The 26,877-nt window shown below is 55.5% G+C and carries 23 protein-coding genes and 1 other RNA gene; 12 read left to right on the top strand and 12 right to left on the bottom strand.

The window, feature by feature from the left end:
• Positions 1–23: 23 nt before the first annotated feature.
• Together ACJJIF_RS09285 and ACJJIF_RS09280 are read right to left on the bottom strand one after the other, a co-directional pair.
• Positions 24–2,474 (bottom strand): ABC transporter permease, encoded by a 2,451-nt coding sequence (locus ACJJIF_RS09285; protein ID WP_444931937.1) that lies wholly within the window; start codon positions 2,472–2,474, stop codon positions 24–26.
• Positions 2,474–3,196, bottom strand: coding sequence for an ABC transporter ATP-binding protein (locus ACJJIF_RS09280; RefSeq protein ID WP_444931936.1), 723 nt, complete (start codon positions 3,194–3,196; stop codon positions 2,474–2,476). The genes ACJJIF_RS09285 and ACJJIF_RS09280 overlap by 1 nt, the downstream gene beginning before the upstream one ends.
• Positions 3,197–3,242: 46 nt before the next feature.
• Here ACJJIF_RS09280 and ACJJIF_RS09275 point away from each other — a divergent pair, with 46 nt between their 5' ends.
• On the top strand, positions 3,243–3,911 hold the full coding sequence (locus tag ACJJIF_RS09275; protein ID WP_444931935.1) for an arylesterase: 669 nt from the start codon (positions 3,243–3,245) through the stop codon (positions 3,909–3,911).
• A 106-nt stretch (positions 3,912–4,017) separates the two neighbouring features.
• Complete coding sequence (ttcA, locus tag ACJJIF_RS09270; protein ID WP_444931934.1) at positions 4,018–4,935, top strand: tRNA 2-thiocytidine(32) synthetase TtcA; 918 nt, start codon at positions 4,018–4,020, stop codon at positions 4,933–4,935.
• Here the strand turns inward: ttcA and ACJJIF_RS09265 are convergent.
• A complete protein-coding gene (locus tag ACJJIF_RS09265; RefSeq protein ID WP_444931933.1) occupies positions 4,820–5,347 on the bottom strand; it encodes a hypothetical protein in 528 nt (175 codons plus the stop codon). The two genes, ttcA and ACJJIF_RS09265, sit on opposite strands and share 116 nt — an antisense overlap.
• Positions 5,348–5,634: 287 nt before the next feature.
• Between ACJJIF_RS09265 and putP the strand changes: the two genes are divergently transcribed.
• From putP to ACJJIF_RS09250, 3 genes are all read left to right on the top strand, one after another.
• On the top strand, positions 5,635–7,101 hold the full coding sequence (gene putP, locus ACJJIF_RS09260; protein ID WP_444931932.1) for a sodium/proline symporter PutP: 1,467 nt from the start codon (positions 5,635–5,637) through the stop codon (positions 7,099–7,101).
• Positions 7,102–7,253: 152 nt separating this feature from the next.
• Entirely contained in the window at positions 7,254–7,766 is a 513-nt protein-coding gene (locus ACJJIF_RS09255; protein WP_444931931.1) for a macro domain-containing protein, read from the top strand.
• A 108-nt stretch (positions 7,767–7,874) separates the two neighbouring features.
• Positions 7,875–8,339 (top strand): Mpo1 family 2-hydroxy fatty acid dioxygenase, encoded by a 465-nt coding sequence (locus ACJJIF_RS09250; RefSeq protein ID WP_444931930.1) that lies wholly within the window; start codon positions 7,875–7,877, stop codon positions 8,337–8,339.
• Between the two features lie 49 nt (positions 8,340–8,388).
• On the opposite strand, the gene ACJJIF_RS09245 is transcribed toward ACJJIF_RS09250, so the two are convergent.
• Complete coding sequence (locus tag ACJJIF_RS09245; protein WP_444931929.1) at positions 8,389–8,874, bottom strand: Lrp/AsnC ligand binding domain-containing protein; 486 nt, start codon at positions 8,872–8,874, stop codon at positions 8,389–8,391.
• Positions 8,875–9,067: 193 nt separating this feature from the next.
• On the opposite strand from ACJJIF_RS09245, the gene ald reads away from it, so the two are divergent.
• Positions 9,068–10,213 (top strand): alanine dehydrogenase, encoded by a 1,146-nt coding sequence (gene ald, locus ACJJIF_RS09240; RefSeq protein ID WP_444931928.1) that lies wholly within the window; start codon positions 9,068–9,070, stop codon positions 10,211–10,213.
• Between the two features lie 329 nt (positions 10,214–10,542).
• On the opposite strand, the gene ACJJIF_RS09235 is transcribed toward ald, so the two are convergent.
• The 3 genes from ACJJIF_RS09235 to ACJJIF_RS09225 all read right to left on the bottom strand — a co-directional run bounded on the left by ACJJIF_RS09235 (position 10,543) and on the right by ACJJIF_RS09225 (position 13,703).
• Complete coding sequence (locus ACJJIF_RS09235; RefSeq protein ID WP_444931927.1) at positions 10,543–11,895, bottom strand: substrate-binding domain-containing protein; 1,353 nt, start codon at positions 11,893–11,895, stop codon at positions 10,543–10,545.
• A gap of 176 nt (positions 11,896–12,071) precedes the next feature.
• On the bottom strand, positions 12,072–12,788 hold the full coding sequence (locus ACJJIF_RS09230; RefSeq protein ID WP_444931926.1) for a 16S rRNA (uracil(1498)-N(3))-methyltransferase: 717 nt from the start codon (positions 12,786–12,788) through the stop codon (positions 12,072–12,074).
• Between the two features lie 54 nt (positions 12,789–12,842).
• The gene (locus tag ACJJIF_RS09225; protein WP_444931925.1) at positions 12,843–13,703 is read right to left on the bottom strand and encodes a 6-carboxytetrahydropterin synthase; all 861 of its coding nucleotides are present in this window, start codon (positions 13,701–13,703) and stop codon (positions 12,843–12,845) included.
• A 134-nt stretch (positions 13,704–13,837) separates the two neighbouring features.
• Here ACJJIF_RS09225 and ffs point away from each other — a divergent pair.
• Both ffs and ACJJIF_RS09215 read left to right on the top strand, forming a co-directional pair.
• Positions 13,838–13,935: signal recognition particle sRNA small type (gene ffs, locus ACJJIF_RS09220), an RNA gene on the top strand.
• A gap of 250 nt (positions 13,936–14,185) precedes the next feature.
• Complete coding sequence (locus ACJJIF_RS09215) at positions 14,186–16,042, top strand: M2 family metallopeptidase (protein ID WP_444931924.1); 1,857 nt, start codon at positions 14,186–14,188, stop codon at positions 16,040–16,042.
• A gap of 64 nt (positions 16,043–16,106) precedes the next feature.
• Here ACJJIF_RS09215 and ACJJIF_RS09210 read toward each other — a convergent pair whose 3' ends face one another.
• From ACJJIF_RS09210 to purM, 5 genes are all read right to left on the bottom strand, one after another.
• On the bottom strand, positions 16,107–16,886 hold the full coding sequence (locus ACJJIF_RS09210) for a type IV pili methyl-accepting chemotaxis transducer N-terminal domain-containing protein (protein WP_444931923.1): 780 nt from the start codon (positions 16,884–16,886) through the stop codon (positions 16,107–16,109).
• A gap of 500 nt (positions 16,887–17,386) precedes the next feature.
• Positions 17,387–18,787, bottom strand: a complete 1,401-nt coding sequence (locus tag ACJJIF_RS09205) for an OmpP1/FadL family transporter (RefSeq protein ID WP_444931922.1) — start codon at positions 18,785–18,787, stop codon at positions 17,387–17,389.
• 244 nt (positions 18,788–19,031) lie between these two features.
• Entirely contained in the window at positions 19,032–19,736 is a 705-nt protein-coding gene (locus ACJJIF_RS09200; RefSeq protein ID WP_444931921.1) for a DUF3108 domain-containing protein, read from the bottom strand.
• 101 nt (positions 19,737–19,837) lie between these two features.
• Positions 19,838–20,482 (bottom strand): phosphoribosylglycinamide formyltransferase, encoded by a 645-nt coding sequence (gene purN, locus ACJJIF_RS09195; RefSeq protein WP_444931920.1) that lies wholly within the window; start codon positions 20,480–20,482, stop codon positions 19,838–19,840.
• The gene (purM, locus tag ACJJIF_RS09190) at positions 20,482–21,543 is read right to left on the bottom strand and encodes a phosphoribosylformylglycinamidine cyclo-ligase (RefSeq protein ID WP_444931919.1); all 1,062 of its coding nucleotides are present in this window, start codon (positions 21,541–21,543) and stop codon (positions 20,482–20,484) included. The genes purN and purM overlap by 1 nt, the downstream gene beginning before the upstream one ends.
• Before the next feature lie 278 nt (positions 21,544–21,821).
• Between purM and ACJJIF_RS09185 the strand changes: the two genes are divergently transcribed.
• The 4 genes from ACJJIF_RS09185 to ACJJIF_RS09170 all read left to right on the top strand — a co-directional run bounded on the left by ACJJIF_RS09185 (position 21,822) and on the right by ACJJIF_RS09170 (position 26,797).
• Complete coding sequence (locus tag ACJJIF_RS09185; RefSeq protein ID WP_444931918.1) at positions 21,822–22,919, top strand: DUF2066 domain-containing protein; 1,098 nt, start codon at positions 21,822–21,824, stop codon at positions 22,917–22,919.
• A gap of 1 nt (position 22,920) precedes the next feature.
• Positions 22,921–23,634, top strand: a complete 714-nt coding sequence (hda, locus tag ACJJIF_RS09180) for a DnaA regulatory inactivator Hda (protein WP_108732222.1) — start codon at positions 22,921–22,923, stop codon at positions 23,632–23,634.
• A 286-nt stretch (positions 23,635–23,920) separates the two neighbouring features.
• Positions 23,921–24,853 carry a universal stress protein gene (locus ACJJIF_RS09175; protein ID WP_444931917.1) on the top strand — a complete coding sequence of 311 codons (933 nt, stop codon included), beginning with the start codon at positions 23,921–23,923 and terminating at the stop codon, positions 24,851–24,853.
• A gap of 126 nt (positions 24,854–24,979) precedes the next feature.
• Positions 24,980–26,797: a DUF885 domain-containing protein gene (locus ACJJIF_RS09170; protein ID WP_444931916.1), complete on the top strand. Its 1,818-nt coding sequence runs from the start codon at positions 24,980–24,982 to the stop codon at positions 26,795–26,797.
• The last annotated feature ends 80 nt before the right edge of the window (positions 26,798–26,877 follow it).

The raw sequence follows: 26,877 nt of genomic DNA, 5'->3' as shown, positions 1-26,877 counted from the left end.
TCTTGTGAGCGGGCAAGTGCCGGCTAGGCCAGTTCCCGCAGTACTCTGAGCGGGGGCTGGCTGACGGAACGGTAACAGGCCAGGGTACCGGCGCTGCCAACTAATATGGCGCCGGTGAGGGGGCCCACCAGCCAGAGCATCGGGTGCAATACCACCGGCAGTTTAAATACCCAGTAGGACAGTACTGCCAGGGTAGCTTCGGCGCCAATGGCGGCGAGCAGGCCGGCGGTCAAGCCGAGCAGGCCAAATTCCAGTACCAGGCTGCGCAGCAGCAGGCGCCTGCGGCCTCCCAGTGTGCGGATAATTGCCGCCTCCTGCAATCGCTCGGCGATACTGGCACGCACCCCAGCAATCAGTACCAGGACCCCGGCTACCAGCATCAGTACCATGACCGATTCGATGGCAAAGGAAACCTGGTTAATGGTGTCGCGGATACGCTGGATGATTTTATCCAGCTCTATCACACTGACGCTGGGGAAGGCGCGCACCAGGTCGTTGACCAGTAGCTTGTCCTGCGCTGGCAGGTAAAAACTGGTGATATAGGTGGCGGGAAAATCATCGATACTGCCCGGTGCGAAGATCATATAGAAATTCGGGCGCATGCTGTTCCAGTCCAGCGAGCGGAAGCTGGCTACCGGGGCTTCCACTTCCAGTCCGCCGATTGAGAAGCGCAACTGGTCCCCCAGGGACAAATCCAGCTGTGCTGCCAGCTCGACTTCTACCGACACGCCTTCGCTGGTCTTGTCCCACCATTCGCCCTCCAGGATGCGGTTATCCGGGGCCAGGGTGTCGGTGTAGCTCAGGTTGAGCTCCCGGCGAACGCCACCGGGGCGATCCTTTATCTCTTTAACCGAGACGCCGTTAATCGCCACCAGGCGGCCGCGCACCATGGGGTAAAACTCGGTGCTGCTCACCTCGCCCTGCGCCAGCATATTTTCCATCGCGGGTACATCGTGGGGGGCGATATTCAGGAGGAAGTGGTTGGGGGCCTTTTCCGGTAGTTGCATGTGCCACTCATCCACCAGGGCGGTGCGGGCAAATACCAGGGACAACATGGCCAGCAGGCCGGTGCCAAAAGCGGCGATCAGCAGGGTATTGAAGGCGGCGCGGCGTTGCAGGCTACCTAAAGCGATGCGCCAAGCGCCCCCCAGGGCGGCCAGCTTACTGCGCACCAGACCTCGGTTGGCCAGGGCGCTGCCGGCCACCAGTAGGACCATGCCGGCAAACAGGGCGAGGGTCATAAGCAGGTTGCCGGAGAGCCACCAGATCAGCAGCAGCATGGCGCTGGGGCCGAGAATCAGTCCCAGCCACTCGCGTCTGTCCGGGTTGCTCCAGTCGTGGCGCAGGGTCTGCATCGGGTCGGTGCGGGCCAGGCGGAACAGCGGCGGCAGGGCGAAGCCCAGGGCGCAGGCGAGGCCGGTGGCGAGCCCGATCAGCAGCGGACTCCAGCTGGTGGCGGGGGGCTGTACCGGAAAGAAGCCGGCCATCAGGTGGACCGCTTGGACCTGAATAAAGGTGCCCAGTGCCAGTCCGATGGTGGTGGCAATCAGTGTCAGGGCGGCCAGTTGCCCCAGGTAGATCGCGAGGATTTTATTGCGCCCGGCACCGAGGCTTTTCATTACGGCTACGTAGGCGCCGTGGCGCAATCCGTAGCGCCGCGCCGCTAGGCCGACGGCGACACTGGCGAGCAGCACTGCCAGGCTGGCGGCGAGAAACAGGAAGGATTCAGCCCTGTCCAGGGCCGAGGCGACGCGGGGCTGACCACTGCGCAGGTCCAGTATCCGCTGGTGCTCGGTCAGCTGGGGCTTGAGCCAGTCGAAGTAGTCCTTCAGGGCCTGATCATCACCGGCAAACAGGTAGCGATAGCGCACCCGGCTGCCGGGCTGGATCACACCGGCGGCGGGCAGGTCGGCGGTATTGGCCAACAGCCGCGCGCCCATATCAAACAGACTGGTACCCCGGTCGGGCTCCCGCTCCAGCAGGGCCGATACGGTTAGCTGGGTGTCGCCAAGGGCGATAGCGTCGCCCAGTTGGAGGCCCATCAATGGCAAAAGGCGGGATTCCACCCAGGCTTCCCCCGGGGGCGGTCCCTGTAGAGCCACTTTGTTGGGGCCCTCTGGCGATTTGCGAATTTCCAGTTGTCCCACCAGCGGGTAGCTTTTGTCCACCGCCTTTACCGAGACAAACTGGAACTGGTCGTTGGCGGAGATCATGGAGGAAAACTGGATTATGCGGCCCTGCTCCAAGCCCTTGTTGGCGGCTTCTTCCAGCCAGGCGGCATCCACGGGCTTGCTGCTGCGCAGCACTCGCTCTGCGGCCAGGAAGGTGAGGGATTGCTGCTCCATGGCGCGAGTGAGGCGGTCGGTGAAGTGGGCGATAGCGGTGACACAGGTCACCGCCAGAATCAGGGCCGAGGCAATCAGTGCCAGTTCGCCACCGCGCCAGTCTCTGAACAGCAGTCTGAGTGGCAGCATCAGGCGGATACCTCCGACAGGTTGTCCCCGCCGATAAGGGGGCTATAGGTATCTACGGCGCCCGCCGACATATGCAGGTGGGAGGCACAGCGTTCCGCCAGTCGCTGTTCGTGGGTCACCAGTACCAAGGTGGTATCGGACTCCTCGTTGAGCTTAAACAGCAGGTCGATAATTTTGGCGCCATTGCCAGCGTCGAGACTGCCGGTGGGCTCATCGGCAAAGAGGATGGCCTCTGTGCTGCTAAAGCTGGCGAAGGCCCGGGCGATAGCGACTCGCTGTTGCTCGCCGCCGGACAACTGGCGCGGGTAGTGATGCAGTCGCTGCTCCAGGCCCACTCGGGCGAGGAACTCCTGCGCCCGCTTGGCGGCGCCCCGCTCGCCGCGCAGTTCGCTCGGCAGCATTACATTTTCCCGGGCGGTGAGGCCGGGCAGCAGCTGGAAGGTCTGGAACACAAAGCCCACGCAGCGGGCGCGCACCGCTGCGCGCTGCTCCTCATCCATAGCGGTAATCTCGTCTCCCGCCAGCCAGATTTTGCCTTCGGTGGGTTTATCCAATCCCGCCAGCAGGCCGAGCAGAGTGGATTTGCCGGAGCCGGAGGCCCCTGTCACGGCGAGGCTTTCGCCACGGGCGACTTCGAGGGAGATATTGTTTAATAGGGTCAGTGGTCCCTCGCTGGTGGAGACCTTGTGATAGAGGTTTTCTGCCGTGAGAATGGCGGACATACTGTATTCCCTTATGCGGATACGCGAGATTTTTGGAGAGTATGACATGACAACCGCCTTTTTTCGGCAGTTCCTGACTCGGTTCGGCTTGGTGTTGATGCTGTCGATCCCCAATCTGGCACTGAGTGCCGAGAGGGCCGGCACGCTGCTGGTATTGGGTGACAGCATCAGTGCAGCCTACGGTATGGACGAGGAGTTGGGCTGGGTCAACCTGTTGCGGGCGCGCCTGGAGAAACAGGGGCACCCGGTGAAGGTGGTGAATGCCAGTATCAGTGGTGAGACCTCGGCGGGTGGTTTGACCCGCCTGCCGCGCCTGATGGAGGCGCACAAGCCCCAGTGGCTGATTGTCGAGCTGGGTGGCAACGATGGTCTGCGAGGCTATCCACCGCAGAATTTGCAGCGCAATTTGCAGCAGATGGTCAAGCTGGCCAAAGACTCCGGAGCCGAGGTCCTGCTGCTGGGGATGCGTATCCCACCCAACTACGGCCGCGCCTATACTGAAGCTTTTGCCGCCGTCTTTCCCAGGGTGGCCGAGGCGGAGGATATCGGTTTGGTCCCCTTCCTGCTGGAGACGGTGGCGCTAGAGCGGGGCGCCATGCAATCCGATGGTATCCACCCCTCCGCCCAGGCCCAGCCGGCCCTGCTGGAGCATGTCTGGCCCTGTGTGAAGTCCCTGTTGGGGGAGAAGGCGGCTGGTGAGTCGTGTACTCCGTGATCGAAATGCGTACAATCGCGCCCCCAGGAACAGGAAAGCCTGTCTATCGTTTTTAAGCTGCGATTGTGCGCCCGGCCACTGGTCGCGAATGAGTTAGAGAGACACCATGCCCGATTTGGAAAACCGCCGCGAGCGGCTCGAGTTTAATAAGCTGCAAAAGCGTCTGCGCCGCCATGTGGGCCGCGCTATCGCCGACTTCAATATGATTGAAGAGGGCGACAAGATTATGGTCTGTTTGTCCGGCGGTAAGGATTCCTACGCCATGCTGGACGTTCTGCTGAATTTGCAGAGGACGGCGCCGGTTAATTTTGAGCTGGTGGCGGTCAATATGGATCAGAAACAGCCGGGCTTCCCCGAGCATATTCTGCCGGAATACTTGCAGTCCCTGGGCGTGCCCCACCATATTGTCGAGAAGGATACCTACTCGGTGGTGAAGGAGGTGGTGCCTGAGGGCAAGACCACCTGTGGGCTCTGTTCCCGCCTGCGCCGGGGTACCCTGTATGGCTTTGCCGAGGAAATCGGTGCCACCAAGGTGGCTCTGGGCCACCACAAGGACGATATCGTCGAGACCCTGTTCCTGAATATGTTCTACGGTGGGCGCCTCAAGGCGATGCCGCCCAAGCTGCGCGCCGATGACGGCCGCAATATTGTGATTCGCCCGCTGGCTTATTGCAGCGAGGACGATATCGCCCAGTACGCCGAGTACAAACAGTTCCCGATCATTCCCTGCAACCTGTGCGGCAGCCAGGAAAACCTACAGCGCCAGGCGATCAAGCAGATGGTGCGGGAGTGGGACAAAAAATTCCCCGGCCGCAGCGAAAATATTTTCGCCGCGATTACCCGGGTGTCTCCGTCACAGTTGGCGGACAGGGATCTCTACGATTTTGAGAGCTTGGAATTGGACCGCTCTACGCCGTCGGCTGTCGAGCGTCCTGACCATTCAATCCAGCGCCAGGTGAACTCTTGGGAGCCGGAGGAGGCTCAGGAATCCGCGCCCCAGTATATTGAGGCGCTGAATCTGTAGGGTCGGCACCGCTGACCAGCTGCGCGTAGCTGCATTCAAAATCCCGGGTACTGGCGCTGGGCCCATGGTGAAAGTGCTGGTGCCACAGGCGCGCCATATTGGCCACGTCTGAGGTTTCCTCGTCTAGGATCTTGTGTACGCCAGCGGACCTGTAAATCAGCCAGGCAATGGCGGTGGCATAGCGCAGGTTGGTGGTCAGCTCGCTGTGGGGGTGGTCGAGAAAGTCCCGCTGGCTCGCCAGCCCTCGCACCTTGGAGGCGAGGGCCGGGTGATCGATCAGGTATTGGTCCCAGATTTCCCGGTGGGTGTGCGGTTGGATTTGGTAAATACCCAGTCCGTGGCGCCGCCCCTGTTTGAGGTGGAAGCCCAATTGCGACTCCTGGGCGGCGGTGCCCAGAAGAAGATTTTCCATGCTCTGGCTCCAGGCTCTCAAGTGCTTGAGGGTTGGACGGATAACCTGGAGTCGGAGCTCATTCAGACAAATGCCCATAGTGTTGTCTTTTTTCTGTAGGTGTGCTCAACATATATGTAGTTTGCTGATTGAGTCGGCGCCACCTAATAAGTAGATTTACGCGCAATAAACATAACAATTTCCACATGGCGCCCATCCCGCAGCTCGCTGTGTCGAAAATTTGAGCAGCAAGGTACAGGTCATTACCGTGCCAAGTGCCATTCCATTTTGATCAGAAGGAACCCCCTATGTCCGCCGAGTGGCTGATCGCCCTTACCTTTATTGCCTATCTGGCTTTGATTGTTGTTATTGGTGTTTACGCTTATATGCGCACCAAGAATGCCAGCGACTATTTCCTCGGCGGCCGCTCTCTGCCGCCGGCGGTGGCGGCGCTGTCCGCCGGTGCATCGGATATGAGTGGCTGGCTACTGCTGGGATTGCCCGGCGCGGCCTATGCAGCAGGGCTCTCCGCCGGCTGGATCGCGATTGGTCTGCTCTCCGGTATCGTTTTGAGCTGGGTGACGATGGGGCGGCGTCTGCGGATTTATACCTATGAGTTGGATGATTCACTGACAGTACCGGCCTACCTGGATCGGCGCTTTAAAATGGGGCACCCCTACCTGCGTACAGTCTGCGCAATATTCATCCTGTTGTTTTTCCTTTTTTATGTGGCCTCGGGTCTGATTGCCGGCGGCAAGTTGTTTGAAACAGTCTTTGGCTGGGACTACCGCTGGGCGGTGATTATCGGTGCGATTGCGGTAATTTCTTACACTCTGTTTGGCGGGTTTTTGGCGGTGTCCTGGACCGATGTGTTCCAGGGATTGCTGATGAGTGCGGCGCTGATTGCGGTGCCTTTAGTAGTTATTTCCGACCAGGGTGGATTTTCTAGCAGCTGGAGTCGCCTGCAAGCCGAGATGCCCCAGCTGACCCACTGGATGAGCGATAACAGCGGGCAAACCCTGAGCCTGGTGGCGATCCTCAGCTCCCTCGCCTGGGGGTTGGGCTACTTTGGCCAGCCGCATATTTTGGCGCGATTTATGGCGGTGCGCAGTCCCAAGGATATTCCCGCAGCGGCGACGGTTGCCGCAGTGTGGTCTCTGTTCGGCTTTTTGGGCGCTATGGCGGTGGGCCTGTTTGCGCACCTGGAAATCCAGCAGAGCCTGCCGGACGGTGAAACGGTGTTTATGGAAATGGTACAGGTACTGTTCCACCCGGTGGTTGCCGGTGTTCTGCTGGCGGCAATTCTGTCCGCCATTATGAGTACGGCGGACTCCCAGCTGTTGGTGTCCTCGGCGGCGCTGGCGGAAGATATTTACCACGTGTGGTTCGGCCGCGAGACCAGCCCCGAGGCCATGGTAAAAGTGGGGCGCTGGGCGGTGGTAGCCCTGTCGCTGGTCGCCGTGTGGATTGCGATGGACCCGGAATCCCAGGTTCTGGAGGTGGTGAGCTACGCCTGGGCGGGCCTGGGGGCCGCCTTCGGACCGGCACTGCTGATCAGTTTGTACTGGTCTCGCATGACCGGCAGTGGCGCTATTGCCGGGGTTATCGTTGGCGGCGTTACCGTGGTGGTGTGGGAGCAGCTCTCCGGGGGGATTTTCGATGTTTATGAGTTGCTGCCGGGTTTTGTTTTCTCTTCAGCTGCTATCGTGTTAGTTAGCGCGCTGACGAAGTGCCCGGAAGTCGTTGCCTCACAGCACCGCAAGCTGCTTGGTTGAGGGGGCAGGGCAGGTCTTGAACCCGAGCTGCGCGCTCGGGTCGAGGCGCACCAGCCGCGCTGGGGACGCACCTCTGGCAAAGGTGCGACTGTTGTGAAGTGAAATGGATTTCCATCCGCAGCAAATATTCAAATAGCGGTTGGAGATGCTGGGTGATCATAGTTCATCTGGGTGATATCACTCGATTGCACGTCGATGTAATCGTCAATGCTGCCAACAGCCGTCTCCTCGGAGGCGGCGGTGTCGATGGGGCCATACACCGCGCGGCGGGCCCCAAGCTACAGAGGGCTTGCCGCAGTTTGGGCGGCTGCCCGGTTGGCGATGTGCGCGCGACAAGCGCTTATTCCATTCCCGTAAAACGTATCTACCACACGGTTGGGCCGGTTTGGCGCGGTGGCAATTTGGGCGAGCCCGAATTGCTGTCCTGCTGCTACCGCCAATGTCTGGCGCTGGCTCGGCGTGAAAATATGCATTCAATCGCATTTCCGGCGATTAGCTGCGGTGTTTACGATTATCCACCAGAGCGCGCGGTAGAAGTTGCCGTCGAGCAGGTACAGCAGTTTCAGGAAAAGGAGGGCGCACCTGAGCAGGTGATTTTTTGCTGCTTTGATAAACCGATGGCAGACCTCTATCTGTCCCAACTCTACGCCTACGTTAGGCGCTAAAAGCCACGCTTTACCGGTCTAGTGATGCTTTCAGCCATTGATTGATATCTATGGGTTGGGGATTATTAGTGTTCTGACAATAACAATATAAGAAAAGAGGAGATTGTCATGCGCAGTGCCCAGCAGTGGTTTGCCGAGTATGGTGAGAGTCATCAGAATCCGATTAACAAATCCATTCACTGGATTGCCGTCCCAGTTATTTACGCCACTGTGGCCGGGCTCCTGTGGGCAATTCCCCAGCCGGAGTTTATGGGGGCGATCCCCTGGTTGAATTGGGCGGTAGTGGTCACTATCCCGATTCTCCTGTTTTATTTTGTGATGTCGTTTCCCATCGCCCTGGGAATGACGGGGCTAACGATTCTGTGTTTGTGGGCCTGGTCGGTATTGGAGCGCCTGGGGGTGCCCATCTGGCAGACGGCACTGGCGCTGTTTATCGTTATGTGGATATTCCAATTTATCGGCCATCATATCGAAGGCAAAAAGCCCTCTTTCTTTAAAGATTTACAATTTTTGCTGATTGGGCCGGCCTGGGTGATTGGGTTTATTTACCGGAAGCTGGGTATTCAATACTGATTACTCCCTGGTATCGATGAGTGGCTGTGGCCACTCATCGCTTGGCCCGCTAGCGGTTGTAGTGAACCGGTACTTCCAATGTCTCTTTAACCTCTTCCATCACCACATAGCTGGTGCACTCTTGTACTTCCGGCAGTGTCAAAAGGGTCTCGCCGTAGAATTTGCGGTAGGCGCTCATATCGGCCACCCGGGCTTTGATTAAGTAATCAAAATTTCCCGATACCAGGTAGCACTCCTGCACTTCAGGCAGGGCGGCGACCGCATTGCGAAACTCCTCAAAGGCGTCCTGAGCGGAGCGGTTCAGTCGGATTTGCACAAAGACCACCAGGGCCGCATCGAGGAACTCCGGGTTAATCAAGGCGGTATAACCCTGAATAACATTGTCATTTTCCAGGCGTTTGACCCGCTCGACACAGGGGGTCGCAGTCAATCCTACTTGCCTGGCCAGCTCCGCATAGCTGGTGCGCCCGTTCTTTTGCAGAACGCGCAATATATTCCGGTCGATGGTACTGAGCTCTCCCGCGCGCTTGCGCATAACGGCTGTCTCCAATGTAGTCGATACGCTTAAAAAGTAGACATATCTGGGGTTTTATTAGTGGATTCCACTAGTTTTATCCAAATTCTAGTAAATATCCACTTATTAGCTGTTCCTATAATGGTGAAAACATAGAAATTAGGTGCTTCTATTTTTAGAGAAGTGCCAAGCGCAGAGAGCGAGGAGAAACAAAATGTTGATTGGCGTCCCTAAAGAGATTAAGAACCACGAGTATCGTATTGGCCTGACGCCGTCGAGTGTTCGCGAACTGATTGGCCACGGTCATGAAGTGATCGTACAGAAGGATGGCGGTGCCGCTATCGGTTTCCCCGATGAGATGTATATTCAAGCCGGCGCTAAAATTATCGATACTCCGGAAGAAATTTTTGCCACTGCCGATATGATCGTCAAGGTAAAAGAGCCCCAGCCCCACGAGTGCGAAATGCTGCGCCCTGGACAGCTCCTGTACACCTATCTGCACCTGGCACCAGACCCCAAACAAACTGAGCTGCTGGTGAAATCCGGCGCTACCTGCATCGCCTATGAAACCGTGACCGACCGCTTCGGCGGCCTGCCTCTGTTGGCGCCTATGTCCGAAGTGGCCGGCCGTATGTCGGTACAGTGCGGTGCCCACCACCTGGAGAAAGCCCAGGGCGGTCTCGGTGTACTGCTCGGCGGTGTTCCCGGTGTTGCCCCGGCTAAAGTCCTGATTATCGGCGGCGGTGTTGTGGGTACTAACGCAGCGAAGATGGCCCTGGGTATGGGCGCTGACGTGACTATCCTCGATCGCTCCCTGCCGCGCCTGCGCCAGCTGGACGATATCTTCGGCGGTGCGGTTCGCACTGAATACTCCACCAACGATGCGATCGAAAAGCACGCACTGGAAGCGGACCTGGTTGTAGGCGCGGTCCTGATTCCAGGTGCTGCGGCTCCCAAACTGCTGACCCGCGATATTATCAGCCGCATGAAGAAAGGCGCTGTTATTGTTGACGTGGCCATTGACCAGGGCGGTTGTTTTGAGACCTCCAAGGCAACCACTCACCAAGAGCCCACCTACGTGGTTGACGGTGTTGTTCACTACTGTGTTGCCAATATGCCCGGCGGTGTTGCGCGCACCTCCACTATGGCCCTGAACAACGCCACCCTGCCTTACGCTGTGGCTCTGGCCAATAAAGGCGCCAAGCAGGCTCTGCTGGACGATGCCAACCTGCTGGAAGGCCTGAACGTTCACGCGGGCATGGTGACCTACCAAGCCGTAGCCGATGTGCTGGGTTACGAGTTTGTAGATCCCAAGCTGGCTCTGCAAAAAGAAGCCGTAGCGAAAGACGCTGTAGCCTGATCCCCCTGTGGCCGCCACTAGGCGGCCGCACTGTACATAAGCGCTAGCGCGCTTGTTGGTGCAACGCTTCCCCCGGAGCGCTTTTTGCGCTCCTCTCTGTGAGACCTGGTGGCACTAGCCACTATATTGATAGCCGCGTATTTACGCGGCTTTTTTATGCGTGTTATTTATGCAGATTTTGACAGCCCCGCAGAGAGATTGCGGAATTACTCAGAGGCTCTTTATGTCTTGCAAAAGGACTGATGTAAAAACTTGGGGGGAGAACAGAGAAGAAAAAAGCGGGGAGGGACTTCCTTGTCACCTCTTTGGGGAAGGTTTCACCGCAGCGGTTAAATAATCCAGATTTCCACCCGGCGATTTTTAATTTTTGAACTTGAGCCGTTGGAGGCTACCGGCAGATAGGCGCCGAATCCTTGTACCGGAACCGTATTGATCTGCTGGTCCCTGAGGGCTGAACGAACCGTAGTGGCGCGCAGTTTGGATAAAATAATGGAGCGGCTTGCACTGACTTTTTCATCGCCAAAACCAATCAATAACAGGCGTTTTTGTTTGTTTTCCGCTTTTTGCATAAACCGCACAAGCCGCTGAATATCCTGTTGTGCCTTATTGTCCAGTGAGGCGCTCCCCTCGGAAAAGCGGAAATTGATACTCAGGCGCTGGGCATTTTCCGTTAATTTAAGGTACTCCTCGGGCCCCTCGCGGTTGGCAGCCGGTTTTACCCCAATCGGTGTCTGCGCCACGAAGCCAGTGGCTTTGACTTGTTCCTGGCCCTGTTCACTCTGTACAAATTGGAGAAATTCCGCCGCCGCAGGTTTTGCCCTATAGGCGGAGGAGTACAAAAACAAACGGCGCGATAGCGGGTAATCCTCCGTGGCAATGGTCAGGTGGCCCGGGGACTGGGGCTGGGTGTTGTTATCGGCTACGGCGAGCGCCTTGGACTGGCGAATAGAGGCCAGGCCGACAAAGCCAATACTGTTGGGCTGCGCCGATACCCGATCCGATAATTGCTCACTGGATTCAAAGCGCGCGGCATCGGTGCTGAGGGCGCGCGTGTTGCCCAGGACGAGACTTTGAAATGTGTCCCAGGTACCGGATTGGTCGTCCCTGGCCAGCACCTTAATCGGGGCCTTTCGCCCACCGACCGCAGACCAGTCGGTGATTTCGCCGGCAAAAATCGCCGCAATTTGTTGCAGGGTTAGTTGGTTAACCGGGTTGTGGGGGTGAACAATAATCGCCAGGCCATCGATGGCAATTACGTGCTCCGCCCCGTGTCTGCGCAGATCGCCGAGGCGATTGAGGGCCGCATTTTCTGCCGCTCTGATTGGCCGGGAGGCCATGGCGATATCGGCCTGGGCTTGCTCCAGGCCTTTAAAACCAGTGCTTGAGCCGTGTGCGGCGATATCGATATAGACTTTCTCGCCGTTGACATCGGCCCGCACGCGGACTTCATTTTCACGATCGAGAGCAATCGTTTCCAGGTTGCTGGCGCCTCTTGAGCGCAGGTAGTTACTGATCAGATTGGGGGCCAATTTTGCACCCACTGTATTTGATCCGTGTAGGGTAAAGAGCAGGCCCGAGGTGCCTGGGGGGAAGCTGGTTTGGGTTGCCGAAGTTGCCGCTGACAGTGTTATTCCGAGAAGGAAGAGAACGGTTTGCTTTGTCCGGCTTAAGAATATGCGCATAGTCACTCGACCGTGGAAGGTAAAACGAGGGCGCAAAATATGACTTAATTATGACAAATTGATGAAATATTAATTATTTAACGGGCCCTGAGCAATCCCGCAGTATTTTTGCGGGCCGCTCTACAGAGTTGCTAACCGTTGCCGCGCAGCCCAGGGGCCCCTAGCCGTGAAGAAGTTTAAGAGGCGGGGAACAATCGGCTGATCAACACGGGCAGCGCCGTTTCTACACGCAAAATACGCGGCCCCAGGTGGACCGATTGAAAGCCAACCTCCTGGAGTTTCTCAACCTCATAATTGATAAACCCCCCTTCGGGACCAATGGCTAAAGTGGTGGGCTGTTTTATATCCACCGGGCAAGCGCTACCCCCTACCGGGTGGGCTACCAGTTTGCGGGACTCGGCGCAGAGTTCGGGAAGCTCGTCTTCGACAAAGGGTTTAAAGCGTTTGCGCAGTAAGATCTCCGGCATTTGTGTGTCGACAGCCTGCTCAAGCCCGAGCAGGCACTGCTCGAAGAGTTTGTCCTCCTGCAGCCAGGGTGTCTGCCAGTAAGACTTCTCGACCCGATAGCTATTGACCAATATCAGCTTTTTGACGCCGAGAGCGGTCAGGTGCTGGATAACCCGCTTGAGCATTTTAGGGCGGGGCAGGGCTAGTATCAGGGTGAGCGGCAGCGCCTGTGGGGGATCTATGGCGAATGTCACCTCAAGCTCAACACTGTGCGCATTGAGCGCAATAATCTCACCACTGCCTATTTGCCCGTTGAGCAGCCCGACACGTAGGCGCTGTCCCGGCTCAGCTTTGTGAACCTGGGCGATATGCTCCAGCTGGCGGCCGCCCAGCTGGACACGGTTGGGGCTAATAAAGTCGTGCTCTTGTAAAACAATCAGGTTCAACGTCTGGCGCCTTGGTACTTCAGTTTATCTTGAGGGCGGTTTGCGCGGCTCGGCTTAATGGGTTTTGGCCGAGGCAATTGCGCCTTTGCCAATGCCCTCGTAGGCCCGCACGGTAATCGCTATCCCCGGCTCCTCTGCCGCCAGGGCGTTGGCGATATATTGGGCCAGTTGCTCCACGGTGGTGTCGCAGTCAAGAATTTCGCAGGCCTTGGCCGGAATGGACAGGGTGAAGTCCCCCTGTTGTGCGCGGTAGGCGAAGTGGTGGGTCTTTTCACCGCGATCATCCTGCGTGGTTGAAACCAGATCCTCGCGAGTGCCCAGGTAAATGTCTTCCCAGCGCTCAGCCCAGTATTTTTCCCGCGCCTTATTGCGCTGGCCATCGGTCATCACCTGAATGCGCGATCGGTGTCCGTGGGCGATACGCTGGCAATTGCCCAGGTGTTTTTTCAAGCCGTGGCTGTAGTGGTAGAAGGCGTCTTCAATATGTTCACAGTGGAAGTTGAGTTTGAGCTTTTCCACGCTGTCGGGGAAGTGGCTGGCCAGCTGCTGAACACACCAGACGGCGACGCTGTCCGCCGTAATTGTCTCAGCGTCTACCAGGGCAAAGGCCTGCTCCGGCCCCGAGACGCTGATAGAAGCGCCACTTTGCAGCTGCCAAGTCAGGTTTACCTGGGTTTCTTTGTGCTCCAAGGTCAGTTGGGGGGAGCGGGTCGGTACCAACAGGCGGTGGTCGACCTGGTCATCGAGCCAGTGTCTCAGGGTCTTTTTCACGATGCCAAAATCGCAAACCATCCCCTGCTCATCCAGGGCGCCATCGAGGGCGGCATCTGCCAGCCAGGTCTCGCCTACGATGCCTCGCTTAGGGTCGAGGTAGCTGAAGTCAACGTTGGTTAAATTATCGACAAACAAGTGCATGAGTAACTCTTTGCAGGGGGTGAGATAGTAGTCGTTTATTATAACCTGTTAATAGGGCTGGATATTATCGCTTTATACCTCTATAATCGCGCCCTCTTCGGATGCACAGACACCGAAGATCGTTGTGGTGGCCCTTCCGGTCCCCTCGCAATGAACAGCTGTGAACCCCGCCAGGCCCGGAAGGGAGCAACGGTAGCAGTAGTATCATGTGCCGAGGGTGTTGCTGGTTGGGTCGCCTCCAATCTCCCCCCTTTTTTCTAAAGAATTCCCTCTAAAAAAATCCTGGCCGAGCGCGTCTCTATTCGCCTGTCTCGCAGTTTTCAATCTATTCTTTGCCAAATTTTTTTCCGCAAAGGCGATATAAAAGGGGATTTTGTGTCGATCTGGCGGCATCTGTCGCCTTGCCGTCGCTGATCGGGCGGGGCTTATGCTATAAACGGCGTCAACTATAAGCAGATCTAACAAGGATTCTTGAGGAGAAAATGAAAAAAATTGCTCTCTCGATAGCAGTTGCTGTTGCCCTGTCGGCCTGTGACAGCGGACAGCAGGCTGCAAAGCCAGCCGCTGCAACTCAGCCAGCCGCAGAAGGTTCAGCCGCTCAAAAGCTGACCGCCAAAGATGCTCAGGCTTTCCTTAAGGGGGCCCAGCAGCGTTTGGAAAAAATGGGGCAGGAGGCGAGCCATGCAGCTTGGCTTGCTTCTACTTATATCAATATTGATTCCCAATACGTGGAAGCTTTGGCGTCAGAGCGATATACCACTTTGGCGGTAGAGCTGGCTTCAGAGGCCGCCAAGTTTAACGACCTGGATCTGGACCCGGATACCCGCCGCCAACTGACCATGTTGAAGCAGGGGCTGGTATTCCCGGCACCGAAAGATCCGGCGCTAACGTCCGAGCTGGCGCAAATCGGCTCAAAGATGCAGGGCATGTACGGCGCAGGCAAATACTGCCGTGAAGATGCCGGTGAGGAAAAGTGCTACACCCTGACCGAGATGGGCCAGGTGATGGCGACTAGCCGCGACCCGGAGCTGCTCAAAGAGTTGTGGGCTGGTTGGCGCGAAGTTTCCCCGCCGATGAAGCCTCTGTATGAGCGCCAAGTGGAGATTGGTAATGCGGGTACCAAAGAGCTGGGTTACGACAACCTGAGTGTGTTCTGGCGCTCCAAATACGATATGACCCCGGATGCCTTTGCGGCGGATATGGATACCCAGTGGGGCAAAGTGAAGCCGCTGTACGAGGCTTTGCACTGCCATGTACGCGCCAAGCTGAATGAGCACTACGGCGATGATGTCGCGCCGGCGCAGGGTAAGATTCCCGCGCACTTGCTGGGCAATATGTGGGCGCAGGAGTGGGGCAACGTCTATGACCTGGTCAAAGACGACGATATGCAGGCTCCCTACGATCTGACTCAGCTGGTTGTCGATTCCGGCATGAGTGAAAAAGATATGGTTAAAGTGGGGGAGAAGTTCTTCACCTCTTTGGGCTTTAAGCCCCTGCCGGAAACTTTCTGGGAGCGCTCCCAGTTCACCCAGCCGCGCGATCGCGACGTGGTTTGTCATGCCAGCGCCTGGAATATGGATGGCCAGGACGATCTCCGCATCAAGATGTGTATCAATAAGACGGGCGAAGATCTGGTTACCATTCACCACGAGTTGGGCCACAACTTCTACCAGCGCATCTACAAAGATCAGCCGTTCCTTTATAAAGAGGGCGCCAATGATGGCTTCCACGAAGCTGTTGGCGACACCATTGCGCTTTCCATTACGCCTAAGTACCTGAAGGAAATCGGCCTGATGGATGAGGTGCCGGATGAGAGTAAAGATATCGGCTACCTGATGCAGCAGGCGCTGGATAAAATTGCCTTCCTGCCGTTTGGTTTGCTGGTAGACAAGTGGCGCTGGCAGGTATTCAACGGTGAGGTGCAGCCGGAGGATTACAACAAGGCCTGGTGGAAGCTGCGTGAAGATTACCAGGGTATTGCCGCTCCGGTAGAGCGCTCAGAAGCGAACTTCGACCCGGGTGCCAAATACCATATTCCTGGCAATACCCCCTACGCTCGCTACTTCCTCGCGCGTATCCAGCAGTTCCAATTCCACCGCGCACTGTGTGAAGCGGCCGGTGAAACCGGACCGCTGCACCGCTGCTCCATCTACAAAAATGATGAAGCCGGTAAGAAGCTGCGCGCGATGCTGGCGATGGGTGCGAGCAAGCCGTGGCCGGATGCGATGGAAGCGCTCACGGGTCAGCGCGACCTGGATGCCTCAGCTATTATCGATTACTTCCAGCCGCTAATGGCGTACCTGGAAGAGCAAAACCAAGGCCGCCAGTGCGGTTGGTAAGCTGAAGGGTTTCGGCGTTAGTTTTATCGCCGATAGAAAAAAAGGGGGCGTGAGCCCCCTTTTTTTATTGCGGTTTCTTCGCGTTCAATAACTCGGCGTACTGCCCGGTAATGATATTCATATTGCGCAGCATCAGGTCGGTTGTGCCGGTGATCACCTGGATCTGGCGCTTTTCCGATATCTTCATATTTCCCTCAAATCCCCGACTGGCGTAACTCAAGTGATCTTTTGCCTTGTGCAGGTTGCTATTAATTTGCGGGGTATTGAGTGGGCTTTCCAATAGTTGATTTAGGCGGCTGGAGTACTCACTCAGGTCTTCATGTAGTGCCGTCTCGGCAGCTTCAGGGGATACGCCCCAAAGTGTGGCGGCGTAGTTTTTGGCAATTCTCTGCGAAAGCATACGTTGGCGGCCGGCGATATTGATAAGTTCGGCACTGTTGTGGTTGGCGAGTTGTTGGAGTTGCACAACGTAAGTGTGAGCCGCAGAGAGGAGGGAGTTGCTGCGTTTAAATAACTCGCTGGCGCTTTCTTTGCTGACCGGCTGCCTGGTGATCAACTCAAATGCGTTCCACTCCCTCTGTACTTTAATCAGCTGCGCTTTAATTTTTTGGGCACCGGTAAATTTACTGAGTTTTTCATGGTTTTTCTTGAAATCGAGAATCGACCTGGCGAACACTTTTTGGTGGCGTTCTGCATCTGGTTGAACGCCCTGCAAGATATAAGCTTGAGTGATGCGCTGCGACAGCATTCGCTGTCGGCCAGCGGTATTAATAGCGTCCCCCATGGAGAAAGCCGCTACATCCAGGCTTAAAATTAACAAGATAAATACTGCTGATAACTTCATGATTTTACTCTTGTAGTTTGACTTGCTTCTCAATTTAAATGGGTTTTGTGTTCGCTGTGTCTATGTCAGCCCCTGTTCAAGTGGGGCGATAGTACTGCTTGTTAGCGTAGCCTTACCCCTCTCTGTCCGAGCTGGGTTATTGGGAGCTGTATTGCAGATTGGCAAGGTGTTGGAATACATCTTGGAAACACGGGGGCGCAAGTTTACCAGAGCTACCCGCCATATAATGAGACTTTGACCAATATTGATTGTCTAGGGGGGCTCCGAATAATTCGGGACTGTGGGATTTGTTAGTAAGTCCGCACTATGTTGTTGGGCGTTGCGGTTTTGCTCTTTGGTTTTTTTAAGGGGAAATTTTGCCTGTGAAAGTGCGCTTTGATTGTGTGGTGGTATTAAAGGGGTACTTTGATTTATCGCAAGGTGGCGGGATATACCTTGGCTGGAAATAAAAAAAGGCCCTACCGGAGGTAGAGCCTTTTTCTTACTCGGGACAGGGAGGCTTAGAACTTGTAGTTTAGAGCCAAGCTGAACAGGTAAGCTTCGGTTTTGGTGGTGCCACCATCGTAATAAGTTACCAGCTGAGGAATGCTGTAGCTTGCTTCCTGGATCGTTTCATCGTCGCCCCAGATATAGGCGAAGGCAGCATCTACAGTGAGCTGCTCGCTCAATGAGTAAGTGCCGCCAACGGTCAGCCACTGGCGATCGGTGTCGGGAATGGACAGTGTGCGCCAGGTAATTGGCAGGTCCTCGCCTACCAGTGCCGAGACGGTTTCGGTCTCATGGTCGTTTAAACCGTCGCGGGCGGCGCCTTGGTCGTAGGCGTAGCCAAAGCGGAAGGTCCAGTCGTTATTGCGGTAGTATTCACCGGCAACGCTGAAACGGGAGCCGCTCTGGAAGTTTTCTTCTTTCAGTAGCAGAGGGTTGTAACCATCGCCGGCAGACGGGATATAGGCTTCCAGGCTCTCGAAGCGGTCCCAGTTAGTCCACATGTAGCCCAGCGCGAGGCCCCAGTTATTGTTAAAGCGGTGGTAAAAGCCCAGCTCCAGGGTGTCTGGCAGGTTCAGGGTCAGTTCGCCGGAGGTGTCGTCGAACGGGCTGTACGGACTTGGAGCAATATCAGAGTTTACTTCGCCTTTGATTTCGGGGTCGTACTTGGCGTGGTAAGAGATGCCCGCACGGGTATTGTCACTGATGCGCCAGATGCCGCCGATGGTCCAGCTCAGGTCCCAGGCATCCCCTTGTACATTCAGCAGGGTGGCGCCGGCGGGGTTAAATCCGATAACGGATTCTACGGTTTCACCGATCACGAAGTTGTCGGGGAAGCTGGTGCTCAGCTCTGCGTCGACATAGAAAATATTGGCAGCGATACCAACGCTGAATTGATCGTTAAAATCATAAGCGATAGACGGCTGAATGTTGACCGTCATCAGGGAGGTCTGGTTGGCGATTGTGCTTGCCGAGAAGGTGTCGGGGAAATCAGTTTCCAGACCGAAATCGGTGTACATGGCCAGGCCCCAGGACCACTCATCGTTGATGGGGGCTGCCAGGTAGGCATTGGGGATGACTGCGCTAGTGGCAAAGTCCTTGGCATCGCCTTGGGTTTCAACTGCCAGGTAGCCAATTCCAGGGTCGACATAGTAGGTGGTGTCACCTTCTACATCGATCTCGGGATCAACATAAGTCGCACCAAGAGAAATGGTGTAGGTATCGAACAGTGCCGAACCGGCTGGGTTACGCGCGAGAATTGCAGCGTTGTCGCCGATAGTATTTTCGGCAGCAAAAGCACGGCCGAGGCCAGAAGTGCTGGTTTCCTGCAAGTAGAAACCTGCAGCCATAGCGCCTTGGGAAACGGAGCTGATCGCCGCGGCTAGAACTGCGTGTCGCAGGTAATTTTTATTCATGAGAACCCATCTCTAAGTCTGCTGATTACTGAGAGCCATAAGCAGGTTGGTAGCAACCCCGCCATAGCAGGAAGGTCTTTAGATTTATATAAGTACCTTCCATTTCCGTAACAAATCCCTTCCTGAAAAGTCTAGCAATACAAAATTGCCTGAGTGAGGGAGAGGTGTGACTTTATAAAGACAATGGGAGCAAAAAGCTATCTAAGTCGGCGGATTTTTTTCCGCCAAGCGAAAATGTGGCCATTTATTGGCTAGGGGTGACTTTTTTACCGTTGATGGATAAATTTGTCAGGTTTATTTGATATTTTTTGCCATTTTCTTCTCTCTGAATAAGTTTCACCAGGGTGTAGTTCCACTGTGGAGCGATCCACACAGTTGTCTCTTTTCCTGAGTTTTTGCTCCTCATACGAGCGACCTTGATTGTCTCGACGGGACCCAGCGGAGTTTTCAGCGTTTCAGTGCCGATTTGATTAAATTTGTAGTTGCGAATTTTTTTACCGTCGGCAACCTGGTATTGCAGGTCTGTTTTTCCGGCAGCAATATCCAGTGCTAGTTGAACTTGATAGCTGACCTTGTCGAGAACATTCGGCGGTACGTCTTTAAGGTCTTGTTCGGGGTTGTGAACATTGAGGACCAAGCCCTTTGCCGGTTCGAAGTTGAGCACCGTGGTGCGGTTGCGACCGAGGCCTTTGCGGTGGTACTCGTAGTGTCTGGGGCTGATGTGGCCGTTCTCGCTGGTAAAGCGCGAGTATTCGGTGATGCTGGCAAATAAGGCGCTGCTATCGAAATCCAGGCGCCAGTTACCATCCTGCCCGGAGAGCTCGCGAGTGGCGGTAATGCTGATCCCATTAAAACGGGCGGCGTAGGTGGCTTTGAAAGGTTCCAGCTCAGCGGCAATTGCCTGGCCGGTGACGAAAAAAACAAATAGAAAAGTAGCAAGAAGGCGCACTGTGATATCCCACAAAAAACTCAACCTTCCTGAATACTAGCTGGCGAGGTGTGCAAAGTACATTGAAGAACTTTTACCCCGCCAGCTACCAGAGAGCGGTTCTATGCGGAAATTTGCACCCCGTGTTGGGGAAGTAATTCACCGTCGAGCCGAACCCGGTCATCGGCCATTTGCAGGCGCTGCTGTGCGAACCAGGTTACCGCCATTGGGTAAATAATGTGCTCCTGAACCTGTACCCGCTGTGCCAGCAGTTCGGGGCTGTCCCCTTCCTCTATAGGGACAATGGCCTGGACGATGGGTGGGCCACCGTCGAGTTCCTCGGTGACAAAGTGCACGGTGACACCGTGCTCTTTATCCCCAGCCTCCAGTGCCCGCTTGTGGGTATGCAGCCCCTGGTATTTGGGCAGTAGGGAGGGGTGGATATTGATCAGGCGGCCGCTGTAGTGGCGCACAAATTCAGGGGTCAAAATACGCATAAACCCAGCCAGTACAACCAGGTCCGGTTTGTACTGGTCGATCTCTTCGATCAGAGCCTGGTCGAAAACCTCTCTGCTGGAGAAATTGCGGTGATCCACCACTGAGGCGGGAACACCCGCCTGCTGTGCGCGGGTCAACCCGTAGGCATCCGCCTTGTTACTGATAACCGCGCTCACCGAAAAGGGCGCATCCGCCTGTGCAGCGGCATCCAGCAGGGCTTGCAGGTTGCTGCCACTGCCGGAGATCAATACGGCAACTCTACAAGACATTACAGCCCCGCCAGCTCTACAGCTTCTGCCCCGGCTTGGGCATCTTCGATAGTGCCGACCACAAAGGCGTCTTCGCCCAGCTGCTTGAGTGTCGACAGGGCTTGTTCGGATTGTGCAGCGGGTACGCAAATCACCATGCCGACACCGCAGTTAAAGGTGCGGTACATTTCGCGGCTATCAATATTGCCCGCGTCGCGCAGCCAGTTGAATACCGGCGGCATTGTCCAGCTGCTGACATCGATACGGGCGCTGCAACCTTCGGGCAGTACGCGCGGCAGATTTTCCAGCAGACCGCCACCGGTGATGTGGCTGAGTGCGTTCACCTGGCAGGTTTTCATGAGTTGCAGGAGGTTCTTCACGTAGATGCGGGTCGGGGCCATCAGTGCTTTGGCCAGGGTTTCGCCGCCGATGTCCTGCTGGAGATCGGCGCCGCTCACTTCGAGAACCTTGCGGATCAGGGAGTAGCCGTTGGAGTGGGGGCCGCTGGAGGCCAGGCCGATCAGTACATCGCCGGCTTTAACCTTGCTGCCGTCAATGATTTCGGATTTCTCTACGACACCGGTGCAGAAGCCTGCCAGATCGTAGTCGTCACCTTCGTACATGCCGGGCATTTCAGCGGTCTCACCGCCGACCAGGGCACAGCCTGACAGTTCACAGCCTTTGCCAATGCCGGTAACCACTTCTGCCGCTATGTCGACATTCAGTTTGCCAGTTGCGTAGTAGTCGAGGAAGAAGAGGGGTTCGGCACCGGCGACGATGAGGTCGTTCACGCACATGGCAACCAGGTCGATGCCAATGCTGTCGTGAATACCCAGGTCCATCGCCAGGCGCAACTTGGTGCCCACGCCATCGGTACCTGAAACCAATACCGGCTCTTTATAGCCACTTGGAAGTTCGCACAGGGCGCCGAATCCGCCCAGTCCACCCATAACCTCGGGGCGGGATGTGCGTTTGGCGACATTTTTGATGCGCTCTACCAGTGCATTACCTGCATCGATGTCGACACCGGCATCTTTATAAGAAAGGGATGTTTGCGTAGATTGCGGCTTGGAATCGCTCATGATTCTTCCTGCGGTGGGTATTCGAAGGGCGCGTATTCTATCCGGGTCTTGTCTTGGTAGCCACGCCCAGACGGCATCTCAAAGGGGGATTTCGGCATTTTCTCGCCATTTGAGCTGTGAAATCACCCCGATAGTGAGAACTCGGGGCTGAGAGAAATGCCTGACGCTGATACAATAGCTGCAATTTTTAGTCCGCCCCAAAATCTGGCGCCTTGCACATCGACAATAATTTCTGCAAGCTCAGGGGGTGGAAAATAAGAGGTTTGGAGATAAGTCCTATGCACAAACTGCTCCGGCAGGGATTGGTGTTGCAGTTGCTGGCTCTGATCGTCAGTGTTCTCGCCCTACCGGTCCAGGCTCGAGTCATCTCGGATTTGTACGAAGTTGTCGAGGCTGTGCCGAGTCGCGGAGCCACGGATCGTACAGCAGCCGGAAGTCGCGGCCTTGAACGGGTATTCGTGCGTGTTACAGGAGATGCTGCTATCGGCAGCAACCCCAATGTGCAGGCAGTTCTGAAGAGTGCACAGCAGTTTGTCCAGGGGTATCGCTATACCCGCGAGGACAACCAGCTCTACCTTCACCTTTCCTTTGATCCCCAAGCCATCTCCCGGCAAGTCAATCAATTGAGCTTGCCAATGTGGCCCAATAATCGCCCCGGCACCCTGGTGTGGCTGGCGGTCGATACCCTGCAAGAGGGGCGCAGCGCACTCAGTGAGGAAGTGACTCCTGAGCTGTTCTCTGTTCTCGAGGCTATGGCCATTGAGCGCGGTGTACCCCTGGATTTCCCGGTTATGGATCTCAACGATCAGCGCAATATGCCCCTCGGCGCCCTCTGGGCCCAGGATGAGCAGGCCGCTGAGCGCGCGGGTTTCCGCTACAGTCCCGATGCCACCTTAATGGGGCGGGTACTTCAGGCCTCAGGCCATCGCTGGCAGGCGGATTGGCTGTTGATTCACGGTGGCCGCAGCTATGCGTTCGATACCACCGGCGGCTCCCTGGAAGAGGTCAGCCTGCGCGGGGTCAATCAATTAGCCAATATCCTTGCCCAGCGCTATGCAGTACTCCCTAATGGGCAGGGCAATCAACTGGATGCGGTGATTGTTGAGCTGTCTGGCATCGACAGTTTTGCCGACTATGCGAAAGCCTCGGGTTACTTACAGGGGCTGGCCCAGGTGACCAGCGCCAATCTACTCTCTGTTGAGGGGGACCGTATGCGCTTGGCACTGGTCACCTCAGTGGGGTTGAACAATTTGCGCGACACCCTGGCTCTAAATCATAAGTTGCGGGCACAAGCGGACGGAGACGCCATCAATCTAAATGGATACCGTTCACCTCTGGGCAGCGCAGAGAATCCGTTGCGCTATCACTGGGATTGAGATGAGTATTCCGCAACAATTGCCGCTGGGGGTATCCCTGCGGGATGACGCCACATTTGATAACTTCTACCTGTCGGATTCCGATCCAAATAGGCAGGTGGTCGCCTTGCTACAGTCTTTTGCGAGTGGTGAGAACCCGGAGTCTGTGATCTATATCTGGGGGGAGGCCGGCAGTGGTATTAGCCACCTGCTTCAGTCCGCCTGTCAGTGCGCAGAGGCCAATGGTCGCTCTTTCCACTATCTCCCGCTCGCAGATCTGATGGCCATGGATCCCGCCGTGATTCTCGATGGCCTCGAGCGACTGGACCTTGTGTGTATTGACGATGTGCATTTGCTGGAGGGGCAGCCCGAGTGGCAGACCGCCATTTTCCACCTCTATAACCGGGTTAAGGACGGTGGCAGGCAGCTGTTGATGGGGGCCCGCAAGTCCCCTCGCGGTATGGATATTGCCCTGGCAGATTTGCAGTCCCGCCTACACTGGTCCCTGGTGTTCCAGCTCAAAACCCTCAATGACAGCGATAAGGTTGCCGCCCTGCGCCGTCGCAGCCGCCTGCGCGGTTTTGATCTGCCGGAAGATGTGGCCCAATACATTCTGCATCGCGCACCGAGGGATACGCGGGCGCTTTTCCTGTGTCTGGAGGAGTTGGATCGGGCGTCGCTAATGGCCAAGCGCAAGATTACCATTCCCTTTGTTAAGCAGGTATTGGATATCTGATCCCCGCGTCGACTCTGGCCGGTTTGCGCCGGCGTTCCGAGTCCAGGGGGCTCAGCTATTCTGTGCCCCTTGAATTTTCCTGTATCCCGACGGGTTAGTTGCCACTCACACTGCCCCGGCACAGCGTATTCTCTCCCTCCGCCGTACTGATCCTATTTCTTTGTGAAATCTACTCTGCCAACGATACCAATTTAAGGGGCCTTCGAATGATTCCTTAATAGCGGTAGGGTTTGCGAGGAAGTTTTGCCTCTGTCGTTTACAAATAGTTATGGCTGAGGGCAGCGTTATGCCAAGTATTCATAAAATCCTGTATATCAGCCATGGGGCAGAGGATGAAAGCAGCGGGCTGATGCAGGCTTTTGCGCTGGCGCGCAATCATCAGGCAGAGATTAAAGTGTTGCTGGTGTGCCCCAAAGTACCGGAGGGGTTTGAGGATTTCGGCCAGTTTTGTGTGAATGCGATGCTTGAGCGGGTCAGAGGAGAAATTGAGTCGGCTCGCGCTTATATGGCGATCCCTGTAGCGAAGAGCAACTTGGAGATTGAATCGGACTGTGGCGTTCGCCCTGCAGAGCGGGTGATTCGCCGGGTCTTGGTCGAGGGCTGTGACTTGGTGATCAAGAACGTTGAGGGGCGCAGTCAGCTTAAGGGCTTTAGGGCAATGGATATGGATCTACTGCGAAAGTGTCCCTGTCCGGTATGGCTGTGTCGTCCAATCGAGCGACCGCACAGCAAGATACAGGTGGCTGTGGCGATTGATCCCGAGTGCGAGGAGGGCCGTACTTACGATTTGGCGATTCGGCTGTTGCGCTGGTCGCGAGTGCTCGCCGATAGTTGCAGTGGGGTCTTGAGCGTTATTTCCTGCTGGGATTTCGATATCGATGAATACTTGCGCCGCCATTTTACCTTGAGCGCTTCGGAGGAGGCGCTGGATGAGGCCGCAGAATGGGCGCGAGCTCAGCACCGCTCCAAGCTCGATGTGCTGATGCGTGCGTCTGGAATTGAGGGGGAGATACACATTCGCCACGCGGTTGCCCATCCGGATAATTTTATTCCACTGCTGATCGATGAAGAGCGGGTTGACCTGCTGGTTATGGGTACCGTTGCACGGGCGGGGATACCCGGTTTCATTATGGGGAATACGGCTGAGAATATCTTGCAGAAAGTCAGCTGTTCCCTATTGGCCCTGAAACCCAGCGACTTTGTGTCACCGATAAAATAGTTGTGAACTATAGGTCTATTTCAGTTCGGCTTCTGTGCTGATCGGTTTATCTAAATTCTTAATCGTGGGCGTTGAGGCAACCCTTACGGTGGGACAAAATTGGTCTAAGGAATTTGGAGAAAAACAATGATTAAGACAGTTGCCAAAGGGGTTGGTGGTTTATTTCTTGTGGGGGTTTTAGCGGCTTCTACTTTTTTAATTAATGCTATTTATTTTAAGCCTTGGTCTATAGACGTATTTTTTGAGCGGGTTTTTATCAAAATTGGCAGCAGTAGCCCTGAAATGCTGTCACAAATTAGGATTTTGGAGCAGTTTGGAATCGATGGACACAACGCGCATCTCGACGATTTATCCCAGGAGCAGCAGCTGCGTGTTATTGAAATAATGAAAAGTGAGCTGGCGGTATTGCGCAGCTATGATCGAGCTAGCCTGGAGGGGCAGCAGGCCATCTCCTATGATGTACTCGAGCACCTGCTCAGTGTAAAAGCAGAGGTGGAGCGCTGGCGGCACCACGATTACCCGCTCAACCAAATGTCGGGAGAGCAGAGTAGGCTGCCGGAATTTCTTGCTGAAGTTCACCAGATTAACAACGTAAAAGAGGCCGATTACTATTTGTCCCGCCTCGAGGAGGTCGGCCGCAAGTTTGACCAGCTGTTGGATGGCCTGAAGATAAGGGAAGAGAAAAATATTCTGCCGCCTCGGTTTGTTATTGATCGAGTTTTAAAAGAAATGCAGGGCTTTATCGCCGTTCCGGTAGCGGAAAATATACTGTATACCTCGTTGCTGGAGCGACTTGATCGTATTGAAAACCTGGATGAGCAGGCGCAAAAGCGTATTCTGAGTCAGGGTGAGGTATTAATTGGCACAGAGGTCTATGCCGCCTATCAGAGACTCATTGACTATTTTAATACGCTTCAGTTGAAAGCTGTGGGAAATAATGGGGTTTGGGCTCTGCCGGATGGCGATGCTTACTATGCCTATCAAGTGCGCAACTACACCAGTACAGATATTGCACCGGCCGAGCTTCACCGTATTGGTTTGGAAGAAGTTGCGAGGATTGAGGCGGAAATGAATAAAATTTTCGCAGCGCTCGGCAGAACCAGCGGCCCTATTAGCGAGCGATTTTCTACATTAAATAATGATCCTCAATTTCTTTACGAGGATTCGGATTTGGGGCGGGAGGAGATTATTGCCGATTACCAGGCGATGATTAATGAGATTGATGCGGGCCTAGGTGATTACTTTGACGTAAAGCCGAAGATGGGTGTTGAGGTGCGTCGAGTGCCTGAGTTTAAGGAGCAGGGCTCTGCGGGCGCCTATTACAACCCTCCGGCTATGGATGGGTCTCGTCCCGGTGTATTTTACGCAAATTTACGTGACGTTGATGAGACTAAGAAGTTTGCTATGCGTACCTTGGCCTACCATGAAGCGGTGCCTGGCCATCACTTCCAATTGGCAATAGCGCAAGAGCTAAAAGGCGTGCCGACCTTCCGCAAAATGGGCTTGTTTAATGCTTACTCGGAAGGCTGGGCACTGTACTCCGAGAAACTTGCGAAAGAAGCCGGTTTCCAGGAAGACCCCTATGATGATTTGGGGCGCTTACAGGCGGAGATGTTCCGGGCAGTGCGGTTGGTTGTGGATACTGGAATGCACTATAAGCGCTGGAGTCGCGAGCAAGCGATTGAGTATATGCTGGAAAAGACCGGTATGGCTGAGTCCGAAGTCATCACCGAGATCGAGCGATATATGGTTTGGCCCGGTCAGGCACTGGCCTACAAAACCGGTATGCTGAAGATTCTTGAGTTGCGTGAACGCGCTAAAGAAGCGCTTGGTAGCCAGTTTGATATCCGCCAGTTCCACAATGTAGTTCTCACCAATGGCGCTTTGCCATTGGCAGTGTTGGAGCAGCAGGTAGATCAGTGGATAGCAATCAACAAGAGTTAGGATTCACTTTTGCAGAGCATTCGGCTATAGGACCGTCAAAAGAGTAACTTAAAAATTTGAGCATCTTTACCGCTAGAAAG

The organism is Microbulbifer regidiadema (SeqCode) (assembly GCF_052467605.1).
Note: the sequence above shows the minus strand (reverse complement) of the source record. Positions and strands in the feature narration are given on the sequence as shown.

Coding starts and splice junctions, on each gene's coding strand:
- ACJJIF_RS09285 (WP_444931937.1), bottom strand. CDS start 2,474: ATGCTGCCACTCAGACTGCTGTTCAGAGACTGGCGCGGTGGCGAACTG.
- ACJJIF_RS09280 (WP_444931936.1), bottom strand. CDS start 3,196: ATGTCCGCCATTCTCACGGCAGAAAACCTCTATCACAAGGTCTCCACC.
- ACJJIF_RS09275 (WP_444931935.1), top strand. CDS start 3,243: ATGACAACCGCCTTTTTTCGGCAGTTCCTGACTCGGTTCGGCTTGGTG.
- ttcA (WP_444931934.1), top strand. CDS start 4,018: ATGCCCGATTTGGAAAACCGCCGCGAGCGGCTCGAGTTTAATAAGCTG.
- ACJJIF_RS09265 (WP_444931933.1), bottom strand. CDS start 5,347: ATGGAAAATCTTCTTCTGGGCACCGCCGCCCAGGAGTCGCAATTGGGC.
- putP (WP_444931932.1), top strand. CDS start 5,635: ATGTCCGCCGAGTGGCTGATCGCCCTTACCTTTATTGCCTATCTGGCT.
- ACJJIF_RS09250 (WP_444931930.1), top strand. CDS start 7,875: ATGCGCAGTGCCCAGCAGTGGTTTGCCGAGTATGGTGAGAGTCATCAG.
- ACJJIF_RS09245 (WP_444931929.1), bottom strand. CDS start 8,874: ATGCGCAAGCGCGCGGGAGAGCTCAGTACCATCGACCGGAATATATTG.
- ald (WP_444931928.1), top strand. CDS start 9,068: ATGTTGATTGGCGTCCCTAAAGAGATTAAGAACCACGAGTATCGTATT.
- ACJJIF_RS09235 (WP_444931927.1), bottom strand. CDS start 11,895: ATGCGCATATTCTTAAGCCGGACAAAGCAAACCGTTCTCTTCCTTCTC.
- ACJJIF_RS09225 (WP_444931925.1), bottom strand. CDS start 13,703: ATGCACTTGTTTGTCGATAATTTAACCAACGTTGACTTCAGCTACCTC.
- ACJJIF_RS09215 (WP_444931924.1), top strand. CDS start 14,186: ATGAAAAAAATTGCTCTCTCGATAGCAGTTGCTGTTGCCCTGTCGGCC.
- ACJJIF_RS09210 (WP_444931923.1), bottom strand. CDS start 16,886: ATGAAGTTATCAGCAGTATTTATCTTGTTAATTTTAAGCCTGGATGTA.
- ACJJIF_RS09205 (WP_444931922.1), bottom strand. CDS start 18,787: ATGAATAAAAATTACCTGCGACACGCAGTTCTAGCCGCGGCGATCAGC.
- purN (WP_444931920.1), bottom strand. CDS start 20,482: ATGTCTTGTAGAGTTGCCGTATTGATCTCCGGCAGTGGCAGCAACCTG.
- purM (WP_444931919.1), bottom strand. CDS start 21,543: ATGAGCGATTCCAAGCCGCAATCTACGCAAACATCCCTTTCTTATAAA.
- ACJJIF_RS09185 (WP_444931918.1), top strand. CDS start 21,822: ATGCACAAACTGCTCCGGCAGGGATTGGTGTTGCAGTTGCTGGCTCTG.
- hda (WP_108732222.1), top strand. CDS start 22,921: ATGAGTATTCCGCAACAATTGCCGCTGGGGGTATCCCTGCGGGATGAC.
- ACJJIF_RS09175 (WP_444931917.1), top strand. CDS start 23,921: ATGCCAAGTATTCATAAAATCCTGTATATCAGCCATGGGGCAGAGGAT.
- ACJJIF_RS09170 (WP_444931916.1), top strand. CDS start 24,980: ATGATTAAGACAGTTGCCAAAGGGGTTGGTGGTTTATTTCTTGTGGGG.